Here is a 20,672-nt window from a genome sequence, read left to right on the forward strand (position 1 = left end):
TTTTGCTTCTAACACTGTTTTCATCTCGACATCCCTCATTTCTTCTATTCTCTATTTTCAACTATATACACTCTCTACTCTTGCCACTATCGATGTTTCTTACACAAACATGACAGTTATGTAAGGCACATAAGTAAAGACATCAAAAAGTTAACATAATGAATTAAAGTACTTTGCTACTATAACATTGGGATATCATACCATCCATTCATTCTCCTTACAGGAACATTACAATTTTGTAAGGTAAAAAATGCACCTACAAAGTTGTGCACGAAATGTCGGATGGGGTTATTTCGTTCCTGTTATTCTATGTACAGAGGAGGTCATAATATGGATTCACTTAAAAATATGAATAATGCAATGCACTATATTGAAGGTAACCTTACGAATGAAATTGATTTTAAAGAAGTTGCGAGGCTAGCTCTCTGTTCTGAGTATCACTTTAAAAGAATGTTTTCGTTTTTAGCAGGCATATCACTATCTGATTATATTCGCTGTAGACGTCTTACTCTCGCTGCCTTTGAACTAAAAAACAGCAATGTAAAAGTCATTGATGTCGCTATAAAATATGGCTACAACTCACCAGATTCATTCGCTCGTGCATTTCAAAACTTGCACGGTATAACACCTTCAGAGGCCCGAAATAGTAGCCATTCTTTGAAGGCTTATTCACCAATGACCTTCCAGTTATCCATTCAAGGAGGAAATGAAATGAATTATCGAATTGAAGAAAAAGAGCCATTTCGAATTATAGGTATTACAAAACGAGTATCAATCGTTTTCAATGGTGTAAATGAAGAAATCGCTTCTATGTGGAAAAGTTTAAACCCAGACTCCATTCAAACATTAAAGTCACTTTCAAACATTGAACCTACTGGAATTATTAGTGCCTCTACTAATTTTTCTGAAGGGAGAATGGAGGAAAAAGGAGAACTTGATCACTATATTGGAGTAGCCACAACGAAAGATTGTCCAGAGCAATTCGCGCAACTTGAAGTCGCAGCTTCAACATGGGCTATATTTGAAGCTGTCGGTCCATTTCCTGATGCATTACAAAATGTGTGGGGACGTATTTATTCTGAATGGTTCCCTTCTTCGAACTATGAACTAGCGGAAGGACCAGAGATATTGTGGAATGAAAGTAAAGACGTATCCTCTCCGAATTTCAGAAGTGAAATATGGGTACCTGTTTTAAAAAAGTAATATAAGAATCTAACCTTTCCAAAATAAAGAAGCTACTCTTCCTTTTTAAAGGAAAAGCAGCTCCTTTATTTTATACTTCTTCTCGACTCGTTCTTATACAAGAAAATAGTAATAATCGTAAGCACTATAATAACTGCAAAAGTAAATACTCTGTAGTTCGAGATAGTAGCAGTACCAATTAACAAGGCAGGTATAACCGCCACAATTAAGCCGCCAAACATACCAACAAACGATCCTATACTTTGTTTTACTACTTGAGTTTCTGATATCCAATCATAATAACCAAATCGATTATTAATGAAAATCCCCCATACTGCTGAAAATAATGAATATATTATCGGTGTTATGACGATGAAAAGAGAACTCCAAACATCTAGCTTTAACCCGATTATTAGTAATACAGCACTAATAAGTGATGCAGGTATACTCAATGAAAGATTCATAAGAATTTTACTATCATAAATCACCTTTGGCGCTATAGGCAATGATTTAATAATCCATACATTTTTTCCTTCTAAAGACAATGACACACATGTTGTACATGTCATCGAAATCGCTGCTGCAATAGCAAATGGGGCAATTTTTTGCAACAGGGGCTCAATTCCAGGATACGCTATTAATTGGCTTGGTCCTACTACAACTATAGCTAGCGAGAAAGCTAGCGCCATCACGACTCCCATTCCACTATTTATAACATACACTGTAGAAGAGAAGAAACGTGTCAGCTCTTTTTTATACAATGCGACCAATACACTCTCTTTTTTCATGCTATTAATCTCATAATTTGAAAGCATATGATAAGTGGTGATCCCTGTGTTTATTTGCTTATATTTTAACGAAAGTATTTTTATAAAAAGATAATACCAAATCACTGATATCCCCACAAATAAGATGAAAGCTACCATATCAGCATTAACAATTGCTTTTTGAAACATGTTAGCTAATGGATACACTTTAGTTAATTGCTTCGAAACAATTGCACCAATTCCGTTCATATCATTAAGGCTATATTGAGCATTTCCGTTTTTTAGCATAAAGGAACCGAATGTAATAATTACTATAAAACTTAAAATCGTAGTTATTTTATTCGTATTTTTAAATTTAGAAGCGATTGCCGTAATCGAAGCTCCAAAGATTGCTGCGATTGTTGTTGGGATTAAAGATGCGATAAACATACTGATGAACCACATAAAGTAAAAAGAAACTGATGGATTTTCATGTATACAATACACAACTCCCATTGGTAGCATGATTATGATTGAAAAGATTGTATTCAGCAGGTATAAATACAAAAATCTACTTGCAATAACAGTACTTACGCGAATCGGCAATGACATTAAAAAGTCGTAATCCTTAAAAGCAAAAATTTCTCCATTTGCCTTAAATATAGTGAAAAACAACGTTAATATACTGCTAATAACTAGTGCATAGACGGGAATAATTTCACTCATTCCTAGTTTTACCAACCCATATGCCGAAGCTCCGCAATATAACATTAACATGACACCAACTAGAGCAATAGATGCTGTCAGCAAAATCTTATTCTGCTTCTTTTTCTTATCTTTTTCGTATTTAAAGGTGTTTAAACCGAGCTGCGTTATCAACCGAATTTTCAAAAGACCTAAACTATTAGTATTCATTAGCAAGCTCCTTCATAAAGAGCTCTTCCAATGAGCCTTCCTTAATTAAAGAATTTACTTCTCCTGAAAGTGCTAATTTCCCTCTATTAATCATCGCTACTTTATTACATAACTTCTCAGCTACATCTAAAACGTGCGTAGAAAAGAAAATCGCACTTCCTTTTTCACAAAGCTCTTTCATAATACCTTTCAATACTACGGCTGCCTTTGGATCAAGACCAACGAAAGGTTCATCTAAAACTAATAATTTTGGTTTATGTAAAACCGCCGATATAATCGCTACTTTTTGTTTCATACCGTGTGAATAAGAAGATATTAAGTCCCCTAAGTACGGTGTAATCTCAAAAGCATCCCCATACTTCTGTATCTGTTCTTCCCGATCCCTCGCAGGCACTTTAAACACATCCGCAACAAAGTTCAAATATTGAATTCCTGTTAATTGCTCATATAAATCTGGATTATCAGGAATATACGCCATTACTCTCTTACATGCAATCGGATCCTTTTTTACTGAATGTCCATCAATAAAAATTTCACCCTCTTCAAAATCTATAACTCCTACTAACGACTTAATTGTTGTACTTTTCCCCGCACCGTTATGTCCAATAAATCCAAAGATATCCCCTGCTTTAACAGCAATATTCAAATGATCAACTGCTTTCTTACCGTCTTTATATGTCTTGCTAAAATTTATAATTTCTAACATGTAAATCCCCCCCAAATCACCTTTTCGATTGAATTTTCAGACCTTAAAACGAAAAATTTACTCAGTGAGCTTTTCATTATTCCCACTGAGTATTAAAATCCCTTAACACATAGAAACTATAAATATAAAATTTGACTAATATAACTCACATTTGTATTTCTTTTTTATACAAAACGTAAGAATATAAATTCGTTATAATGACAGCAACTACTATAATCCCAAGCATTATATAAGTTCTCCAATCAGCCGGAGCGAAAACACTTATAATCATAATAACTCCTAACGCCACAAATACTTTTCCGCTAAACCGATGTGTTTTCCGCCATACTTCTTCATTACTTAACGTCCATGGATTACGCATCCCGACAAAAAAGTTTGGCTTACACTGTGGTAAATAATTACCCATTACTAAAAATAAAACACCAACTAATAATTCAGGCACCCGATTAATGAATAAGTTATATCCTAATCCACTTGTAATAATATCTATATTTCCTACAAATAGTAGCAATAGTACCCCATTATTCATCATCATAAAGGCTTTAGAAAATTTCTCGTAATTTGCTTTCCTTGGATCAATCTTTGGTATCACATTTAGAAATATATATAATGCAATCATAATTCCGACCATAGAAACCATTCCGTAAAATTTAGACGAATAGCCATCTACCTTACCGCCGCTCCAATGTGTCGCAATTGTATCCGGCAAATGCGGCCAAGCAAACGCCCAAGCTAAACAAGTTATAACGATTAATAAGATTGCAAAAAGATGTTTTTTCATTTCCCCTCTTCCCCCTTATTCGTAAATGTAAACACCCAAGTCAACAAATCTTGAAAGACCGTTGTGTTTAAAGAGTACACAACGAATTGCCCTTTCTTTTCATCTTGAATAAGTTCAGCATTTTTAAGTGCGTTTAAGTGGTGTGAAATACTTGGTTTTGTCATATTGAAATGTTCAGCGATCTCACCAGCGGTTAGATCGCCTTCTTTTAATAAATCTAAAATTTTTCGCCTTGTTGGATCTGCTAATGCTTTGAATGCTTGATTCAATGTCTTTCTTCCCCTCATTAATTAGACATTTAGATATTTATCTAAATGTTAAAATGATTTTAGTTAATTGTCAATCATCTATACGCCCCTTTTTATTTTGTACCCTACGCCAATTACTCTATATTGAATAAAATCTAAAGATTACGCAGGTTAAAAAGGAAAGCAGCTCTTCTGTTTCTTTTCTTAATAATACTTTTTCTGGAACTTCTACAACTGTCTCATCACTTAGTTGTTGTTTTTCAAATAAGCGCAGCCTCTTCCATATGTGTTTTCTCCATTGACTAATCTGTTTGTAAACAATTCCATTCAACCAAAATAGAAACGGTCTAGATTGATCATATGTTGAAATAGATTTCCAAAGTTGAAAGTAGATTTCATTTACGATTTCATTTGTATCATGCCGATTTTTAACTATAGCAAAGACGGTTTCATAGACTCTCTGACTCGTTAAGTTAAATATAAATTCAAAAGCCTCCTCGTCACCTTTTAGTAAACGCTCTATCCAAATATGTATATCTTCATTACTTGCCAAGTAGTGCCCCCTCCTTAACGATGTTCTCACTATATATTGGACGGTAAGCAAAATAAAGTTCCAAATTTCATAAAAAATATAATACTTTTTATTCATTCATATATTTAAAAGGAAAATATATTGAATTATTCCTATAATACTTTTTACTTTTCTAACTTTTAACCTATACTGTTTACTAGCTTATCTTTCAACATAATGAAAAGACTTGAAACACATGATACACTATAGCTACAATTGTTTTTTTTGAGGAGGAATATACATATGTATAAAATTTTAATCGTTGAAGACGATCCAAATATTTCATCATTACTGCAATCTCACATTCAGAAGTACGGTTATGAGGCTGTTGTAGCGGAGAATTTCGATGATATTATGGAATCGTTTAACGCTGTGAAACCACATCTTGTTTTACTTGATGTAAACTTACCGAAATTCGATGGTTTCTACTGGTGCCGTCAAATTCGTCATGAATCTACTTGTCCAATTATTTTCATTTCAGCGCGTGCTGGTGAGATGGAACAAATTATGGCGATTGAAAGCGGTGCGGATGATTACATTACAAAACCGTTCCACTACGACGTTGTAATGGCGAAAATCAAAGGACAATTACGCCGTATTTACGGTGATTATGCACCAAATATTTCTGAACGTATCGTTGAAGTAGAAGGGTTAAAACTATTTCCAGAACGTCCAGAAATTCATTTTGGATCTGAACAAGTTCTTTTAACGAAGAAAGAAGCTATTTTAGCAGAAATGTTATTATCAAAATTCCCTCGTACAGCGAGCCGTGAAGATTTATTAGCTGCGCTTTGGGATGATGAAAGTTTCGTTGAGGAAAATACATTGAACGTAAACATTACGCGTCTTCGTAAAAAGTTTAATGAGCTTGGTATTGAGAACTCTATTGAAACAGTACGTGGACTTGGATATCGCTTTAACGCAACTTGGAGTGAATAAGCATGAAGCTATTTTTACGTGATCATTTTGCATTTTTCCTACTGTACGTATTAAACTTCGGTATCATCTTCGTTCTTTATGATGCAGTAGATGGATTTCAAAACAATAAATTTTACTTCGTTGTTTTAAGTTTATACTTATTTATTTGTTTCCTCGCTTATCGTTACGTTCGCAATCGTAGAATGTACCATAGATTAAGTGAGCAACCAGAAAAAATGGAAGATGCGTTTATTGAAAGAGCGACTGCTCCGATGCCTCACGGTGTCAATGAACTCGTGCGTACGCAGTACCGCCTCTTCCAAAAAGAACTACAATCGTATGAAGTAAAACAACAAGAACATCAATTATTTATTAACCATTGGGTACATCAAATGAAGACACCTGTTTCTGTTATGCAGCTTATGGTGCTAGAAATGGAAGACGAGCATTTAATTCCAAAGTTTAAAAAAGAATTAGAGCGTCTAAACCAAGGGCTTGATATGGCTTTATACATGGCTAGGTTAAATAACTTCCATGAAGATTTCCATGTCGAGACGATTTCATTAAAAGATACGGTAACAAAAAATATTAACGGATTAAAAGAACTATTCATTCGTAATGGTGTCTTCCCTGTTTTAGAAGTCCATTCTGATTTAAAAGTTGCTTCTGATGCGAAATGGCTAAAATTTATCATCTATCAGTTAATGACAAATGCTGTTCGTTACTCTGGTGAACGCGGAAAGAAAGTTTTCTTATCTGCTTATCGAAACGGAAAAGATATTATTTTAGAAGTTCGTGATGAAGGTGTTGGTATTCCGCAAGAAGATATTCGAAGAGTATTTGAACCGTTTTACACTGGGAAAAACGGTCGCGCATTCGGAGAATCTACTGGTATGGGACTTTATATTGTAAGTAAAATTTGTGATTATTTAGGTCACTCTGTCAAACTAGATTCTGAAGTTGGTAAAGGAACGACGATTAAAATCATCTTCCACAACGCTGCAAATAATCAAGCAGAACATACGGAGAAGGTGACCGAAGCATGATCGTAACATATGCAAGCAAAATGTATGAGAACTCAATCTCATACATTTTTTGCAATACAACTACTTCTATATCTTCTAGCCGGAGGTATAATCTATGACATTTTGGCAATTTGCATTTAAAAATGTAACGCGTAATTCAAGAGCTTATTTTGCTTACTTTGTAAGTAGTTCCTTTTCCATTGCTGTGTTCTTTTCATTTGCTGTTTATTTGTTTCATCCGAAATTACAAAATTTTAGCATGACCTCTGAAATTTCAGGATTAATGATATTTTCAGAAGTAGTAATTGTATTTTTCTCTTTCTTCTTTTTACTATATTCCATTGGTACTTTTTTAAAAGTTAGAAAAAAACAATTTGGTGTTTTGACCATTTTAGGGATATCGAGAAAACAATTACATCGTCTTGTTTTTATGGAGAATATGTTAATCGGGATTTTATCTATCTTTTTCGGCATGCAGTTTGGAGTTGTTTTTTCTCAATTTTTCTTATTAGTAACATCCAAACTTACGCATGTTCCAGGAATATATTTATACGGTCCTACTAACGCGTTTATTTTAACAACCATTGTTTTCCTTAGTCTTTTTATCATTGTATCTGCATTCACACCAATGCTTATTCGTACAAAAAAAGCGGTACACCTTTTAAAAACAAATGGTGGAAAACAAAAAGAAAGAAAACCCTCCATACTTGTTTCATTATTTGGTGCGATTTGTTTATTTGGTGGTTATGCGTTAGCTGGAAATCCTAAATATTTCGTATCAGTAAGCCCGCAAATCGGTGTTATATATATGGTTTCAAGTATTTTCGTTATCCCAATGCTTGTTACAATCGGAACATATTTCTTCTTTTCACAAATTAGTTTCTTACTGATTTATATTTTAAAGAAAAGAAGGAAGTTTTATATGAAACGGATTAATATGCTTTGGATTTCGGATTTAGCGAGCCGTATTCGAACGAATATTAATATGCTTTTTATTGTAGCGATGCTATCTACGATCGCTTTCACAATGATTACGTTTCTATATGGATTCGGGAAATTTATTAAGCTAGAAGTTAATAGAACTTCTCCTTTTCCAATTTCTTATTTTTCTTATGATGCGAACCCTTTTGTTACAGAGCATTTAAATTGGCTTGAGCAACAATTACAAAAAGAGCATTTCCCTTATCAAAAAATAGAAGCTGATATATATGAAACACCACTAAAAGAAGATAAAGATATAGCCATTTATAATGACGTATACGCAATTAAGCAAAGTGACTATAACAAACTTGCAGATTCTTTACGAATGAAACAACTATTTATGGATGATAACGAAGCATATGTGCTAACAGGGACATCTTATATCACCATATTCAACGAATTTGAGCAAAGCTACAAAAGAGATTACATTACACTCTCTAGTACAAATACGAAATTACGAGTGAAAGGCTATGAGCATGTAAACGCAATCCCATCTGACTTTTCATATCAAACGATAGTGTTGCCTGATATTATCGTAAATAACTTACCTAACACCGTAAAACATATATCAGCATACAATTACAAAATTCAAAACTGGGAACAGACATATGAAATTGCTGATAATTTTATAGAAAAGGTGCAAAAAGATCGAAATAAATCCCAGTATGAAGGACCTCTTATTCGATCCTTTGAATCAGCAGGATCGTTATACAAAATAACATCTGGTAGTGCCGCATTCTTCTTAATCGGGACATTTTTAGGAGTTATCTTCTTCATTGGAGCTGGTAGCGTTCTTTACTTTAGAATGTATACGGATTTGACGAACGAACAAGAGAAATATATAACGATTTCTAAAATCGGTGTAACAGATACAGAGATGAAACGATCTGCAACCATTCAACTTAGTATTTTATTTTTCATTCCGTACATTATGGCATCCATTCATACAATGTTCGCAACAAAAATGCTACAAGATGTAATTGGTTTATCTCTGTTCAAAGAAGTTTCAGCCGTTCTTATTATTTTTGGATTCGTTGAAATCGTATTTTTCTTATTTATTCGTTCACTTTATATGCAAAAATTATCACAGTACACGAGTGGACAAAATATTTAAAACAAACTTGATGAAAAGAGTATTTCTTATGCTCTTCTCATCTTCACCCCATTAGGAGGCTAGGTGAATGACATTTTGGCAGTTTGCATTTAAAAACGTGACGCGGAACGCCAGAGCTTATTTCGCCTATTTTGTAAGCAGTGCGTTCTCCATCGCAATCTTTTTCTCATTTGCAGTTTATTTATTTCATCCTAAATTGCATATGACAGACGTGAATTATTCTCTGAACATATTAATGACAATTTCAGAAGTTGTCATTGTGTTCTTTTCATTTTTCTTTTTACTGTATTCAATCGGTACGTTTTTAAAAGTACGAAAAAAACAGTTCGGGATTTTAACAGTACTTGGCATATCTCAAAAACAATTAAAACGACTCATATTTATAGAAAATATGTTAATTGGTGCTCTTTCTATATTTTTTGGCATTCAACTTGGAGTCGTCTTTTCACAGTTCTTTTTATTAGTTACCGCCAAAATTACACACGTACCTGGTTTATATTTATATCCGCCTACAAGTGCTATCGTTTTAACTATCATCATCTTTCTTGGGCTCTTCATTCTCGTATCATCTTTTACACCCATGCTCATTCGTACGAGAAAAGCCGTACGTCTTTTAAAAGAAGGAACAAAACAAAAAGAAAGAAAAGCATCCGTTCTCATCTCTCTATTTGGTGCGATGTGTTTAATATGTGGATATGCGTTAGCCGCAAATCCGCTGTATTTTATGTCGCTAGGTGACATCATTGGGCTTTTATATGCCATCTCTAGTATATTTGTCATCCCATCGCTTATTGCAGCTGGAACATACTTTTTCTTTTCACAAATTAGTTTTTTACTTATTCGTATTTTAAAAATGCGAAGAACGTTTTATATGAAACGAATTAATATGCTTTGGATTTCTGATTTAGCATCACGCATTCGTACGAATATTAATATGCTCTTTATTGTGGCGATGCTATCGACGCTCGCTTTTACAATGATTACATTCTTATATGGATTCGGGAAATTTACAAAGTTTGATGCGATTAGACAAAACCCTTTCCCGTTTACTTATTTATCACATACTGAAAATACATTAGCTGATGAACATTTAAACTGGTTAGAGCAGAAATTTAATGAAGAGCACTTTACTTATACAAAATTTAAAACAGATATATATGAAGTATCTTCAGCTGAAGATAACACACAGCTCTATTACGCAATTAAACAAAGTGACTATAATGTACTTGCTAAGGCGTTAAATTGGGTAAAACTCACGGTGAATAAGAATGAATCTTATATCCTTATGAAAGACTTAGATGATCAAGTTATTGGAACACTTCACAATAAAGACAAGAAAAATACTCTTACACTTACTCAAAACAATTTACAACTACAAGTGAAAGAATATAAAAGTTATAACCCATTCCCAAACAGCTTAATATACCAAGTACTCATACTATCTGATGAAAATGTAGAAGCCTTATCCACCGTTTCCAAACAAATGAGTGTATATAACTTCAAGGTTACAGATTGGGAGAAAGCACATAATATCGGTTCAGCGTTTATAACAAAAATCGATAACGACAATGCAGCGATTCAAGCAGAGCATCCACCGTTCCATGCAAGTGAAGCGAGCGATTCTCTATATAAAACAAAACTAAATGTCGCTTCGTTCTTCTTAATTGGTACTTTCCTAGGGGTTATTTTCTTTATCGGTGCTGGCAGTGTTCTTTACTTCCGAATGTATACAGATTTAACAAATGAGCAAGAAAAATATATAACGATTACGAAAATTGGCTTAACTGAGACTGAAATGAAACGTTCAGCGACAATTCAGCTTGCGATTCTTTTCTTCGTGCCTTACATTATGTCATCGATCCATACGATGTTTGCGACAAAGATGCTACAAGAAATATTACATCTCTCGTTTTTCGCTGAGATTACAGTCGTACTTATGATTTTTGGAACGGTTGAAATTCTATTTTTCCTTTTAATTCGTTCCTTCTATATGCAAAAATTATCACAACACATTAAGTTTTAGAGAATAGAAAGGTGATTATTATGGAAGAAGTATTACACATAAAAAACGTCTCAAAAGTGTATGAGGGAAAAGTACCTCATACCGCTTTAAAAAATATAAATTTACACGTAGATAAAGGTGAATTTGTTGCTATCATGGGGCCATCTGGTAGCGGTAAATCTACGTTTTTAAACGTTATTTCTACAATTGATTCCCCTACTTCTGGTGATGTCGTTATTAATGGAAAAAAACCGCACACATTTCGTAGAGAGAAGTTAGCCATTTTCCGCCGCCAAGAGTTAGGATTTGTTTTCCAAAATTTTAATCTACTAGATACACTAACAATCGGTGAAAATATCGTACTACCTTTAACATTAGATAATGTTCCGTTAAAAGAAATGGATGAAAAGCTTGATAACATTTCAAAAAAGCTTGGAATTGATCATATTTTGGACAAACGTATTTTTGAAGTTTCTGGAGGACAAGCACAGCGTACCGCAGTAGCACGTGCTGTTATCCATCATCCCTCACTTCTACTTGCTGATGAACCAACAGGGAACTTAGATTCAAAAGCAGCAATTGACGTAATGGAGCTATTTACGAAATTAAATAAAGAAGAAGATGCAACGATTTTAATGGTTACGCACGATCCGTTTGCAGCAAGTTATTGTAACCGCGTCATTTTCATTAAAGATGGCGAGCTTTACAACGAACTACACCGCGGATTATATCGCGAGAAATTTTATCAAGAAATATTAGATGTTCTAGCGTTATTAGGAGGAAGACGTGGATGACATTTTGGCAATTCGCATTTAAAAATGTCTCGCGTAATTCGAAAGCATATTTCGCCTACTTTGTCAGTAGTGCCTTTTCTATCATGGTTTTCTTTTCATTTACTGTATACGCGTATCACCCGCGGTTACAGAGTGTACAAAACTTTCAAGAACGTGATCCTCTAATGAACTTAGCTAGTACAGCACAGCTTGTGATTGTTATGTTCTCGTTCTTCTTTCTCTTATATTCAATTGGAACATTTTTAAATGTACGGAAGCAGCAATTCGGGATACTCACAATTCTCGGTATCTCACAGCGACAATTAAAAAGACTGTTATTTACTGAAAATATGATAATCGGGATATTGTCTATCTTTATCGGCATTCAAGGTGGCCTTGTATTTTCTAACTTTTTCTTATTAGTCACTTCGAAATTAACAAGTGCTAAAGGTCTCTATTTATATTGGCCAACAGAAGCGATTATCGTGACAACCGTAACGTTTATCATTTTATTTTTAATCGTTTCTACGTTTACACCAATGTTTATTCGTACTCGAAAAACAGCCCACCTTATTAAAGGGAACAAGAAAATACCAGCTGAAAAAAGACCATCTATACTCATCTCTTTATTTGCTTTAATTTGTTTAGGGCTATGCTATTATATCGCTGGTTATCCGCGAGGCTACGTAACGGAAAAAAATGTGCAAAATGGATCTGTCTTTTTTATTATGTTATCTATTTTACCGCTCGTAGTAGTCGGGACATATTTATTCTTTTCACAAACATTTCTTCTTTTTATCTATATTTTAAAGAAGCGTAGAAAGTTTTATTTGAAACAAATAAATATGTTATGGATTTCGGACTTAGTTGCTCGTACCCGTAGTAATATTAACGTACTCTTTATCGTTTCTATGCTATCTGCACTTGCATTTACAATTATTATTGGGTTATTCGCCGCTAATAACAATACGAAGGCATCAGTACTAGAGCGATATCCCGTCCCCTTCACTTATACATCAGAAGGTGACAATTCCCTTGAACAAAAGCATATTTCTACAATTGAAACGGAGCTTACAACTAGTAATTTTCAGTACAAAAAATATAAGTTTACAGTATTAAAAGATACAGCTTCCAAAGAAGATATTATGCTTATGAAGATGAGTGATTATAACGCAATTGCTAAACAATTGAAAAGACCGGAAATAACAATCGATTCTACAGAAGTTTATATTATTTCTCGGCACTCACCAGAACTTCTCGATCTCGTATCTAATCCATTTGCAAAGCAAAATACGATTACACTCGGGTCTAATAAAAAAGAATTTCATATTAAAGGGTTTATTAATAAGGGAATCGAACCATCCTTTGCATTCCCACATTTAGCTGTCGTACAAGATTATGTATTTGATAATATGATTCCTCATATTGAGACAACCGTAATCTATAACTACTTCGTAGAAAACTGGGAAAATGCAATAGTTCCAACCAAAAATATGTTACGTGTTATTAGTGGTGATGCACGTGAGTTCTACAAAAAGCATACAGAAGAGAACGCTCAAGTTCCTTTCTTCATACATACGGCTACGGATGAACTCATTTACGGTAAAGGAAATGCAGTTGCTCAATTCTTTATTTGGGCATTTCTTGGTTTTATCTTCTTTATCGGTGCGGCTAGTGTCTTATATTTCCGTATGTATAATGACTTAACAACTGAAAGACAAAAGTATATTACGATTACAAAACTTGGCTTAACTGAATTAGAAATGTTTCGCTCTGCAACCATTCAATTAGGAATTTTATTTTTTGTTCCTTACATCGTTGCTGGTGTTCACACGTTATTTGCGGTTAAGTTTTTACAAAGCATGTTTTCTTTCTCCTTACTAAAAGAGACATGTATCGTACTCACCTTTTTCGGGATTATCGAGATCATTTTCTTCTTCTTAATCCGTTCTCTGTACATTAATAAATTATCACAGCATATAAAAATATGAATAAAATGGCCTTGTGCGTATTGCACAAGGCCATTTTCAATAGTTTTTAATTAGCAGCAATATCCACCATAGCCGCCAGCATAACCGCCGTAACCACCGTATCCACAAGAGCCGCCTCCGCCGAAGCAGCTAGCACCGATGATAATTAATAAAATAAACAATACGATTAGAAGCGCAAAACCGCCTCCGCAACCATTTCTGCGGTTACAATCATCATGTCTGTGTTCACACTTTTCGCTCATTACCCTATTCCTCCTTTAGTATCATTCATAACAAGTTCCTCTTGTTCTAAATGAGGGGATTCCATTTATATTATGTTTTCAGGGCGAATAGGAAGCTTGGCTTACCTAAAAACGGGCTTGTTTTAGCAATTGGGCTTAATCAAAAAAAAGATACCTATTCAGGTATCTTTTAAAGAAACATATTCAACAAAAGGGCAAAACCGAATGCAATAAATGACAACAATGTTTCCAGCACCGTCCACGTTTTAAATGTTTCCTTCACCGTTAATCCTAAATACTCTTTTACAAGCCAGAAGCCTGCATCATTTACGTGAGAAAACATTAATGAACCTGCACCGGTTGCAATAACGAGAAGCTCTAAATTCACACCAGACATGTGCTGAATAACCGGTGAAACAATTCCTGCTGCTGTCGTTAGTGCGACTGTCGCTGAACCTGTTGCAATTCGAATTAATCCAGCTACCATGAAAGCTAATACAATTGGTGATAACGAAATATGTTCTGCCATTTGTGCAATAGCCGTTCCAACGCCGCTTTCAATTAATATTTGTTTAAATCCACCGCCTGCACCAATAATTAAGATAATGGAGCCGACCGGTAATAAACTTTCATCCGTTAATTTTTTAATTATCTTTTTATTAATTCCTTGTCTTATTCCAAGTAAATAAAATGCTGCGAAACATGAAATAAGTAAAGCGATTACTGGACTCCCTATAAAAACAAAAAATTCAGTTAACTTTTCTGGTAATGAAATATATGGTGCAACTACTGATAAAATCATCAATACAACTGGTAATAAAATAATAAAGAATGATACTTTACGACTTGGCAAATCAGTTGATACTGTCGTAACTCGAACAAGCTCCGGTTCATTTTCCGGTATAACCCTCTTATGTACCCACTTTGCAAATATTGGCCCTGCTATAATAGCCGTTGGTAACGCGATAAGTAATGAATATAAAAGTACCTTTCCTAAGTTCGCGTTATAAATACCGATTGCTGTCATGGCACCTGGATGTGGTGGTACTAGCCCATGTACGATAGATAATCCCGCAATAACAGGTAACGCAATTAATAATATATTTTGCTTCGTCGTTTTTCGAATGGAAATAACAAGTGGTAATAAAATGACGATCCCTACTTCAAAAAAGACAGGAATCCCTATAACAAACCCCGCAAATAACATAGCCCAAGGTAATTTTTTTACGCCGAAAAATCGAATAAAGAAATCTGCAACTTGCATGCCTGCCCCTGAATCAGACATCATTTTCCCTAATATAGTTCCAAGTGCCAAAATACCAACTAAATGTCCTAGTACACTACCAACACCAGTTTCATAGGCAGCCACTATTTTCGTTAAGTTCAGTCCAGACATAATAGCTAAAAACAAACTCGCAACTGTTAAACTAATAAATGCATGCCATTTCCACCATGATACCCCTAAAATAACAATTGTGATCGCAAGTAACGTGACGATTAATAAGTATATATCCATCTCTCATTCTCCTTACTTTTATCCCGATTGGTGTGGGCTAATAATTAGCGGGTGATGCCCTCCTCCACTAATTAAAGTTTTACTTTATAAAAAAAGAGGGAACATCCCCTCTTTTTATACGTCATAATTCACTACATAATGCTGCATTTCTGTATTGTAGTAGCCTTCGCTATATTCAATTACTTCGCCAACTTCATCATAAGAATAGCGCATACGTTTTAATAACGCTGTCCCCTCTTTTTCACCTAGCGCTTCTGCAACGAAGCTAGGGGCAAGCCCAACAGCGAATTCATCTCTGAAGTTTTCTAAATGTATACCTCGGTCTTCAACTAAATCATAAAGCGATTGTAAATCAAAGTCCGATAAATCTGTACTTGCCATGTGTGCTGAGAAATAGTGCGTATAATGAATGTACGGTGTATCATTTAACGTATATAAACGTTCGATACGGAAACTCTCTTTCCCGAATAATCGAAATGGCACTGTTCCTTCCTCATTATGTACGACTTCTGCTTTTAGCAATTTCTTCTGTACTTTATATCCTTCTTCCACTAACACTTCTGTAAATTTCTTACCCTTTGACAACTTTGTCGCCGAAGTATTACGAATTACTTTCGTTCCTTTACCGCTTTTTTTTTCCAAGTATCCTTCTTGAGCGAGTTCTTTAATGGCATTTCGTACTGTAATCTTGCTAACTTTGAACTCTTCCTCTAATTGCGGTTCTGAAGGAATATTCGTATGAATCGCATATACACCATGTAATATGCGATCACGAATAATATTTTTTATTTGTAAATATAATGGTCCTTTTTTCCTCGTTACGTTCACTGTTACACCCACTACCTTTCTACATCACCTACTGATGCCGTCATTGCCCGAAGTATATCTTTCTCTGATGACATTGGCGTATCACCGACGATTGTATGTGCTAGCATTCCAGCTGCTGACGCAAATGAAACAGCTTTCTCTGGTGCGAACTCTTTTATCTCGCCATGAATAATTCCGCTCGTATAAGCATCTCCAGCACCTATTCTATCATATACAGAAAACGTAAGTGTTTTTGCAAAAGTGAACGATCCATCTTTACATATAAACCCGCGAAGCGAATGTGTATTATCACTGTTAATAGAGCGATGAGTACCAGCGATTGTAGCAATATGATACGTTTCAGCTACCTTTGGAATGAGATCCAGCAGCTGCGCCTCACGCTCCGTCTCTTCTGTTTTCATCCCAAGAACGAACATCGCATCTTTTTCATTCATCATAACGATATTAGCAAGCCCTAGCATTTCTTCATAATGCGGTTTTGCCTGTTCATATCCGTCTTCTCCCCAAAGTGAGGGACGATAATTACAATCAAAAACGACGGTTCCTCCGTTTTCTTTAACTGCTCTCGCTAAAGATTTCATATGATGACGCACAGTATCATTCATCGCAAGTGTAATACCGCAAAAATGAACGATATCAATTTCCTTTGCGATTTCTTCAAATTGATACATTTCTTCACATGCCGTATTGAAGCTACTTTCTAATCGATTCGAATATGTAACGCGGCTTGCACGTGCACCGAATCCATTTTCTAAAAAATACATACCTACATATTTACCACCTCTTGAAACAAGAGAAGTTTGAATCCCTAACTTTTGAATGTAAGATACAGCTGCATCTCCAACCGAATTTTCCGGTAAAGTTGAAATAAGAAGCCCTTCATGCCCTAAGTGAGAAAGTGCCGCTACAACGTTCACACCTGTACCTGAAAATGAGTAATTTAACGTGTTAGCTTGCGACAACAATTCATATCCAGGTACTTGCAGGCGCATCATTACTTCGCCGAATGCTGCAATTTTCTTACGCATATTGATCAACTAGCTTTTTCACGACTGCTAATAATTCACGAACATCTTCTACTTTCGTATTACCAGTTTCTTTATCAATAATAGAAGAGTATACGTGCGGGATAACTTGCTCTACATTTGCCTCAAGCGCAATACGTACAATTGTTTCAAAGTTTTCTTTATCAATTCCACCTGTTGGCTCTAATGCGAATCCTTCTTCTGCACAAGCTTTCGCAACTGCGCGATATTCTTCTTCGTGAGCTAGCCCTTTCATCGGGAAGTATTTCAATGAATTTCCGCCCATATCACGTACAAGTGCGATCGCTGTTTTAATTGGAACGATTGCTTTTTCTTCTCCAGCCGCACTAATTGGGCCAGTAGAAATATTTACGTAACCTACTTTTCCTGTTGGTGATACTAAACTATTAATCCAGCTATCCTTTTCGCCGAGATTTGCTCGCGTTGCTCCAACTGAAGGGAACACTTGGTTAATATGGCTACCAGGATAATGCTTCGCAATTTCAGCTACAACTGCTGCTTGGCGATTATCTCCTGCGCCTAGTCCGATTGATACAGCGTCATCAATTTCTTTTCCGTATGCTTTCATAGCTGTAACAGCTTCTTCTACTGTTGGGTAGTCTTTTGATAACACTCCCACTACTACATAACCTTCTGCTGCTTCAAAAATATCTTTTGCATTTTCTATATTGTTTGCTAATACATTTAATGCTACGTGGCCTTTATAAAAACGTTTTTGAATGTTTGTCATTTTAGTTTCCCCCTACGATTTCTCTCAATTTTTCTTCAATCACATGTATGTCATCACCTTGAAGTGGACGTGGATCAATATCAAAGAATCCTTGTCTTACTCCGTAATCACGTGTATAAATGGCGATTTCCCCTTCGCGTAATGCAGTCACAACTTCTTTTGCTGATTTGTTTAACTCTTTCTCGTTAATATGAATACGAGCTCTAAAGATTGCTCTTCCTGCTTCATCTTGAACGATCGTTACATTTACACCATTTAATTCTTTTAGCGGCATAAGTACTTGTAATAGCTCTTTTTCTTGCTCGCTCTTATCTTCTTTTACTCCGTACTCATCAAGCGCTTGAAGTAAACCGAAAGTCGTCTCTTTCCCAACTTTCATACTTCTTCCGATGCAATGTAATTGTACTTTCAGCCACTCGATGTATTTTCGTTTCCCGCCAACAATACCAGAAGTAGGCCCTTCAATCGCCTTTGAACCGCTATAAATGGCAAGATCTGAATACTTCACATATTTTTGAATATCTCCTTCAGCTGCTGCATCCACGATAAGCGGTACGTTATTTCGCTGCGCAACTTCCCATGCTTCTTCAACAGAAATCATATTTTTTTGCACTGCATGATGTGATTTCACATACAGAATCGCTGCTGTATTTTCACCAATTGCATCTTCAATATGCTCTGCTTTCCCTTCATTTGCATAGCCAACTTCAACGAGTTTACCACCGCCTAAGTAAATCATCGTTTCAACAGGTGCACCGTATTGAACGTTATGACCTTTTAACATAATCACTTCGTTTTTCGCGATTACTTCTTGATGAAGTCTTTCACTTTTACGGCGATTTCCTTCTGTAACGATACCAGCGATAGAAAGTGCAATTCCGCTCGATGCTGAATTCACAACGACTGCTGCCTCTGAATCTAGAATTCTCGCAATATGGTCTCCCGCTTTATCTACTAAATCAGCAATTTCTACATAATTTTGTCCACCATGCTTCATCGCATCCATAACTGTATCTGTAGGAGCGGATACACCTAAAATACTCATTCTACCGCTCGCATTAATTACTCTTTTTAATCCGTACTTAGCATTCAATGAATGACCCATTGATTACAACCCCTTTCGTATCAATTCTTCTTTCAGCAATGCGCTGATCCCCTTCTGAATCAATTAACGTAACCTTCTCATCTTTCACCGTAAATAAAGTTAAGTTTGCAATATCTCCTTCTTGAATGCGGCCAAGCTCTGGTTTCTTAAGCCATTCTGCTGCATTTTTCGTAACCGCATCAATCACTTCTTCTAGCGGATAACCTAAGTAAAGGAATTTCGAAAGAACGTGAGCCATACTGTAAACTGGACCGTGTATACGGTTCTTCCGGTAAATATCTGTACTAATTGTACGAAAGGCAATACCGTAACGCTTCGCTGCTTCTGCTACTTTAAAAGAAAAACTAGCGTTACCGTGACCAACATCTAAATGCACACCGCGATTCACTGCATCTAGTAACACAGGTAGTGGTTTACCTTCTTCATCAAATAAATTATTTTCTTTCCCGTTTAAATAATGTGTAATGACATCATCTTTTTCTAAAAGAGGTACAACTTCCTCAATGCGAGGAGGCGCTGAACCGATATGTACCATAATCGGTAATGATGTTTCTCGAGATAAAGCGCGCGCTACATGCAGCGGTTCAATTCCACTATCACAAACGACACTTTTACTCATTCTCGCCTTTAACCCAACGATTACATCTTTATACTTTTCTACTGCTTCTATCGCTTTCTCTTTATCTATCCATTCCATATTGGATAATTCATCAATTCGTTTCAAACCGATGCGAGAAATATTTAAAAAGGCAAATAAATTTGTCTTTGCCTGCTCTCTACTTTTTACTAAATCTGCAATGCGATCAGCACCGCAACTACCCGCATCAACAATTGTCGTTACCCCTTGCTTAACGCCAATTTCATCCACCTCATCGCCATACGGATCAAACCCTGGAAAAGCATGAACGTGCAAATCAATCCAACCACTCGATACGTAAGTACCAGAGTAATCAAGAACCTTTCCACCCTCGCCAGCACCAGCTTTCGTCACCTGTGCGATTTTGTTATTTTCAATTACAATGTCAATCTCTTCCCCGTTCACACGTTTCACATTACGTAGTACGAATCGTTCTGTCATTGTATTTCCACCCTTTTCTATAAGAAGCCATAAGAATACGCTTACATTTAAGTTTCATTTTTTATATCTCTTTCACACGCTTAGCGTAACACAAAAAAAGGGAGAAGTAAATATAACGTTATAATGTTTAAAAGTAAATAAAAAGATGCTCCTCCAAAATGTTGATAGTACAGGAAATTATATCAACGATTTTTC

At 35.5% G+C, this 20,672-nt stretch carries 19 protein-coding genes; 7 read left to right on the forward strand and 12 right to left on the reverse strand.

What is annotated here, in order from left to right; translation table 11 throughout:
• Positions 1-330 precede the first annotated feature (330 nt).
• Positions 331-1,203 (forward strand): AraC family transcriptional regulator, encoded by an 873-nt coding sequence (locus MR160_RS26525; protein ID WP_000377725.1) that lies wholly within the window; start codon positions 331-333, stop codon positions 1,201-1,203.
• A 65-nt stretch (positions 1,204-1,268) separates the two neighbouring features.
• Here MR160_RS26525 and MR160_RS26530 read toward each other — a convergent pair whose 3' ends face one another.
• The 5 genes from MR160_RS26530 to MR160_RS26550 form a co-directional block, all read right to left on the reverse strand.
• Complete coding sequence (locus MR160_RS26530; protein WP_044783226.1) at positions 1,269-2,843, reverse strand: hypothetical protein; 1,575 nt, start codon at positions 2,841-2,843, stop codon at positions 1,269-1,271.
• On the reverse strand, positions 2,833-3,549 hold the full coding sequence (locus MR160_RS26535) for an ABC transporter ATP-binding protein (protein ID WP_000889752.1): 717 nt from the start codon (positions 3,547-3,549) through the stop codon (positions 2,833-2,835). Before MR160_RS26535 ends, MR160_RS26530 begins: the two co-directional genes overlap by 11 nt.
• 145 nt (positions 3,550-3,694) lie before the next feature.
• A complete protein-coding gene (locus MR160_RS26540; RefSeq protein ID WP_000716351.1) occupies positions 3,695-4,330 on the reverse strand; it encodes an SdpI family protein in 636 nt (211 codons plus the stop codon).
• Positions 4,327-4,599: an autorepressor SdpR family transcription factor gene (locus MR160_RS26545; RefSeq protein ID WP_001070526.1), complete on the reverse strand. Its 273-nt coding sequence runs from the start codon at positions 4,597-4,599 to the stop codon at positions 4,327-4,329. Before MR160_RS26545 ends, MR160_RS26540 begins: the two co-directional genes overlap by 4 nt.
• A 118-nt stretch (positions 4,600-4,717) precedes the next feature.
• The gene (locus MR160_RS26550) at positions 4,718-5,131 is read right to left on the reverse strand and encodes a sigma factor (RefSeq protein ID WP_000157858.1); all 414 of its coding nucleotides are present in this window, start codon (positions 5,129-5,131) and stop codon (positions 4,718-4,720) included.
• 261 nt (positions 5,132-5,392) lie between these two features.
• Here MR160_RS26550 and MR160_RS26555 point away from each other — a divergent pair, with 261 nt between their 5' ends.
• From MR160_RS26555 to MR160_RS26580, 6 genes are all read left to right on the forward strand, one after another.
• Entirely contained in the window at positions 5,393-6,088 is a 696-nt protein-coding gene (locus tag MR160_RS26555; RefSeq protein ID WP_000276738.1) for a response regulator transcription factor, read from the forward strand.
• A gap of 2 nt (positions 6,089-6,090) precedes the next feature.
• Positions 6,091-7,113, forward strand: a complete 1,023-nt coding sequence (locus MR160_RS26560; protein WP_000765341.1) for a sensor histidine kinase — start codon at positions 6,091-6,093, stop codon at positions 7,111-7,113.
• A 94-nt stretch (positions 7,114-7,207) separates the two neighbouring features.
• A complete protein-coding gene (locus MR160_RS26565) occupies positions 7,208-9,187 on the forward strand; it encodes an ABC transporter permease (RefSeq protein ID WP_000145077.1) in 1,980 nt (659 codons plus the stop codon).
• A gap of 67 nt (positions 9,188-9,254) precedes the next feature.
• Complete coding sequence (locus MR160_RS26570; protein ID WP_242298487.1) at positions 9,255-11,210, forward strand: FtsX-like permease family protein; 1,956 nt, start codon at positions 9,255-9,257, stop codon at positions 11,208-11,210.
• 20 nt (positions 11,211-11,230) lie between these two features.
• Positions 11,231-11,983 (forward strand): ABC transporter ATP-binding protein, encoded by a 753-nt coding sequence (locus MR160_RS26575; RefSeq protein ID WP_000393250.1) that lies wholly within the window; start codon positions 11,231-11,233, stop codon positions 11,981-11,983.
• Positions 11,980-13,953, forward strand: a complete 1,974-nt coding sequence (locus MR160_RS26580; protein ID WP_000144936.1) for an FtsX-like permease family protein — start codon at positions 11,980-11,982, stop codon at positions 13,951-13,953. The genes MR160_RS26575 and MR160_RS26580 overlap by 4 nt, the downstream gene beginning before the upstream one ends.
• Positions 13,954-14,003: 50 nt before the next feature.
• Here MR160_RS26580 and MR160_RS26585 read toward each other — a convergent pair whose 3' ends face one another.
• From MR160_RS26585 to MR160_RS26615, 7 genes are all read right to left on the reverse strand, one after another.
• Positions 14,004-14,195 carry a YjcZ family sporulation protein gene (locus MR160_RS26585; RefSeq protein ID WP_001290406.1) on the reverse strand — a complete coding sequence of 64 codons (192 nt, stop codon included), beginning with the start codon at positions 14,193-14,195 and terminating at the stop codon, positions 14,004-14,006.
• Between the two features lie 169 nt (positions 14,196-14,364).
• The gene (gene gntP / locus MR160_RS26590; RefSeq protein WP_000356190.1) at positions 14,365-15,690 is read right to left on the reverse strand and encodes a gluconate permease GntP; all 1,326 of its coding nucleotides are present in this window, start codon (positions 15,688-15,690) and stop codon (positions 14,365-14,367) included.
• A 114-nt stretch (positions 15,691-15,804) separates the two neighbouring features.
• Positions 15,805-16,530 (reverse strand): GntR family transcriptional regulator, encoded by a 726-nt coding sequence (locus MR160_RS26595; RefSeq protein ID WP_000539293.1) that lies wholly within the window; start codon positions 16,528-16,530, stop codon positions 15,805-15,807.
• Positions 16,530-17,546 (reverse strand): sugar kinase, encoded by a 1,017-nt coding sequence (locus MR160_RS26600; RefSeq protein WP_001227514.1) that lies wholly within the window; start codon positions 17,544-17,546, stop codon positions 16,530-16,532. The genes MR160_RS26595 and MR160_RS26600 overlap by 1 nt, the downstream gene beginning before the upstream one ends.
• Positions 17,539-18,294, reverse strand: a complete 756-nt coding sequence (gene dagF / locus MR160_RS26605) for a 2-dehydro-3-deoxy-phosphogluconate aldolase (RefSeq protein WP_000181897.1) — start codon at positions 18,292-18,294, stop codon at positions 17,539-17,541. The genes MR160_RS26600 and dagF overlap by 8 nt, the downstream gene beginning before the upstream one ends.
• Position 18,295: 1 nt before the next feature.
• Positions 18,296-19,399: a DgaE family pyridoxal phosphate-dependent ammonia lyase gene (locus tag MR160_RS26610; protein WP_000510111.1), complete on the reverse strand. Its 1,104-nt coding sequence runs from the start codon at positions 19,397-19,399 to the stop codon at positions 18,296-18,298.
• The gene (locus MR160_RS26615) at positions 19,377-20,477 is read right to left on the reverse strand and encodes an amidohydrolase/deacetylase family metallohydrolase (protein WP_242298490.1); all 1,101 of its coding nucleotides are present in this window, start codon (positions 20,475-20,477) and stop codon (positions 19,377-19,379) included. The genes MR160_RS26610 and MR160_RS26615 overlap by 23 nt, the downstream gene beginning before the upstream one ends.
• Between the last annotated feature and the right edge of the window lie 195 nt (positions 20,478-20,672).

This window comes from Bacillus cereus group sp. BfR-BA-01382 (genome assembly GCF_022663475.1).
GTDB classification, from domain to species: domain Bacteria; phylum Bacillota; class Bacilli; order Bacillales; family Bacillaceae_G; genus Bacillus_A; species Bacillus_A thuringiensis_S.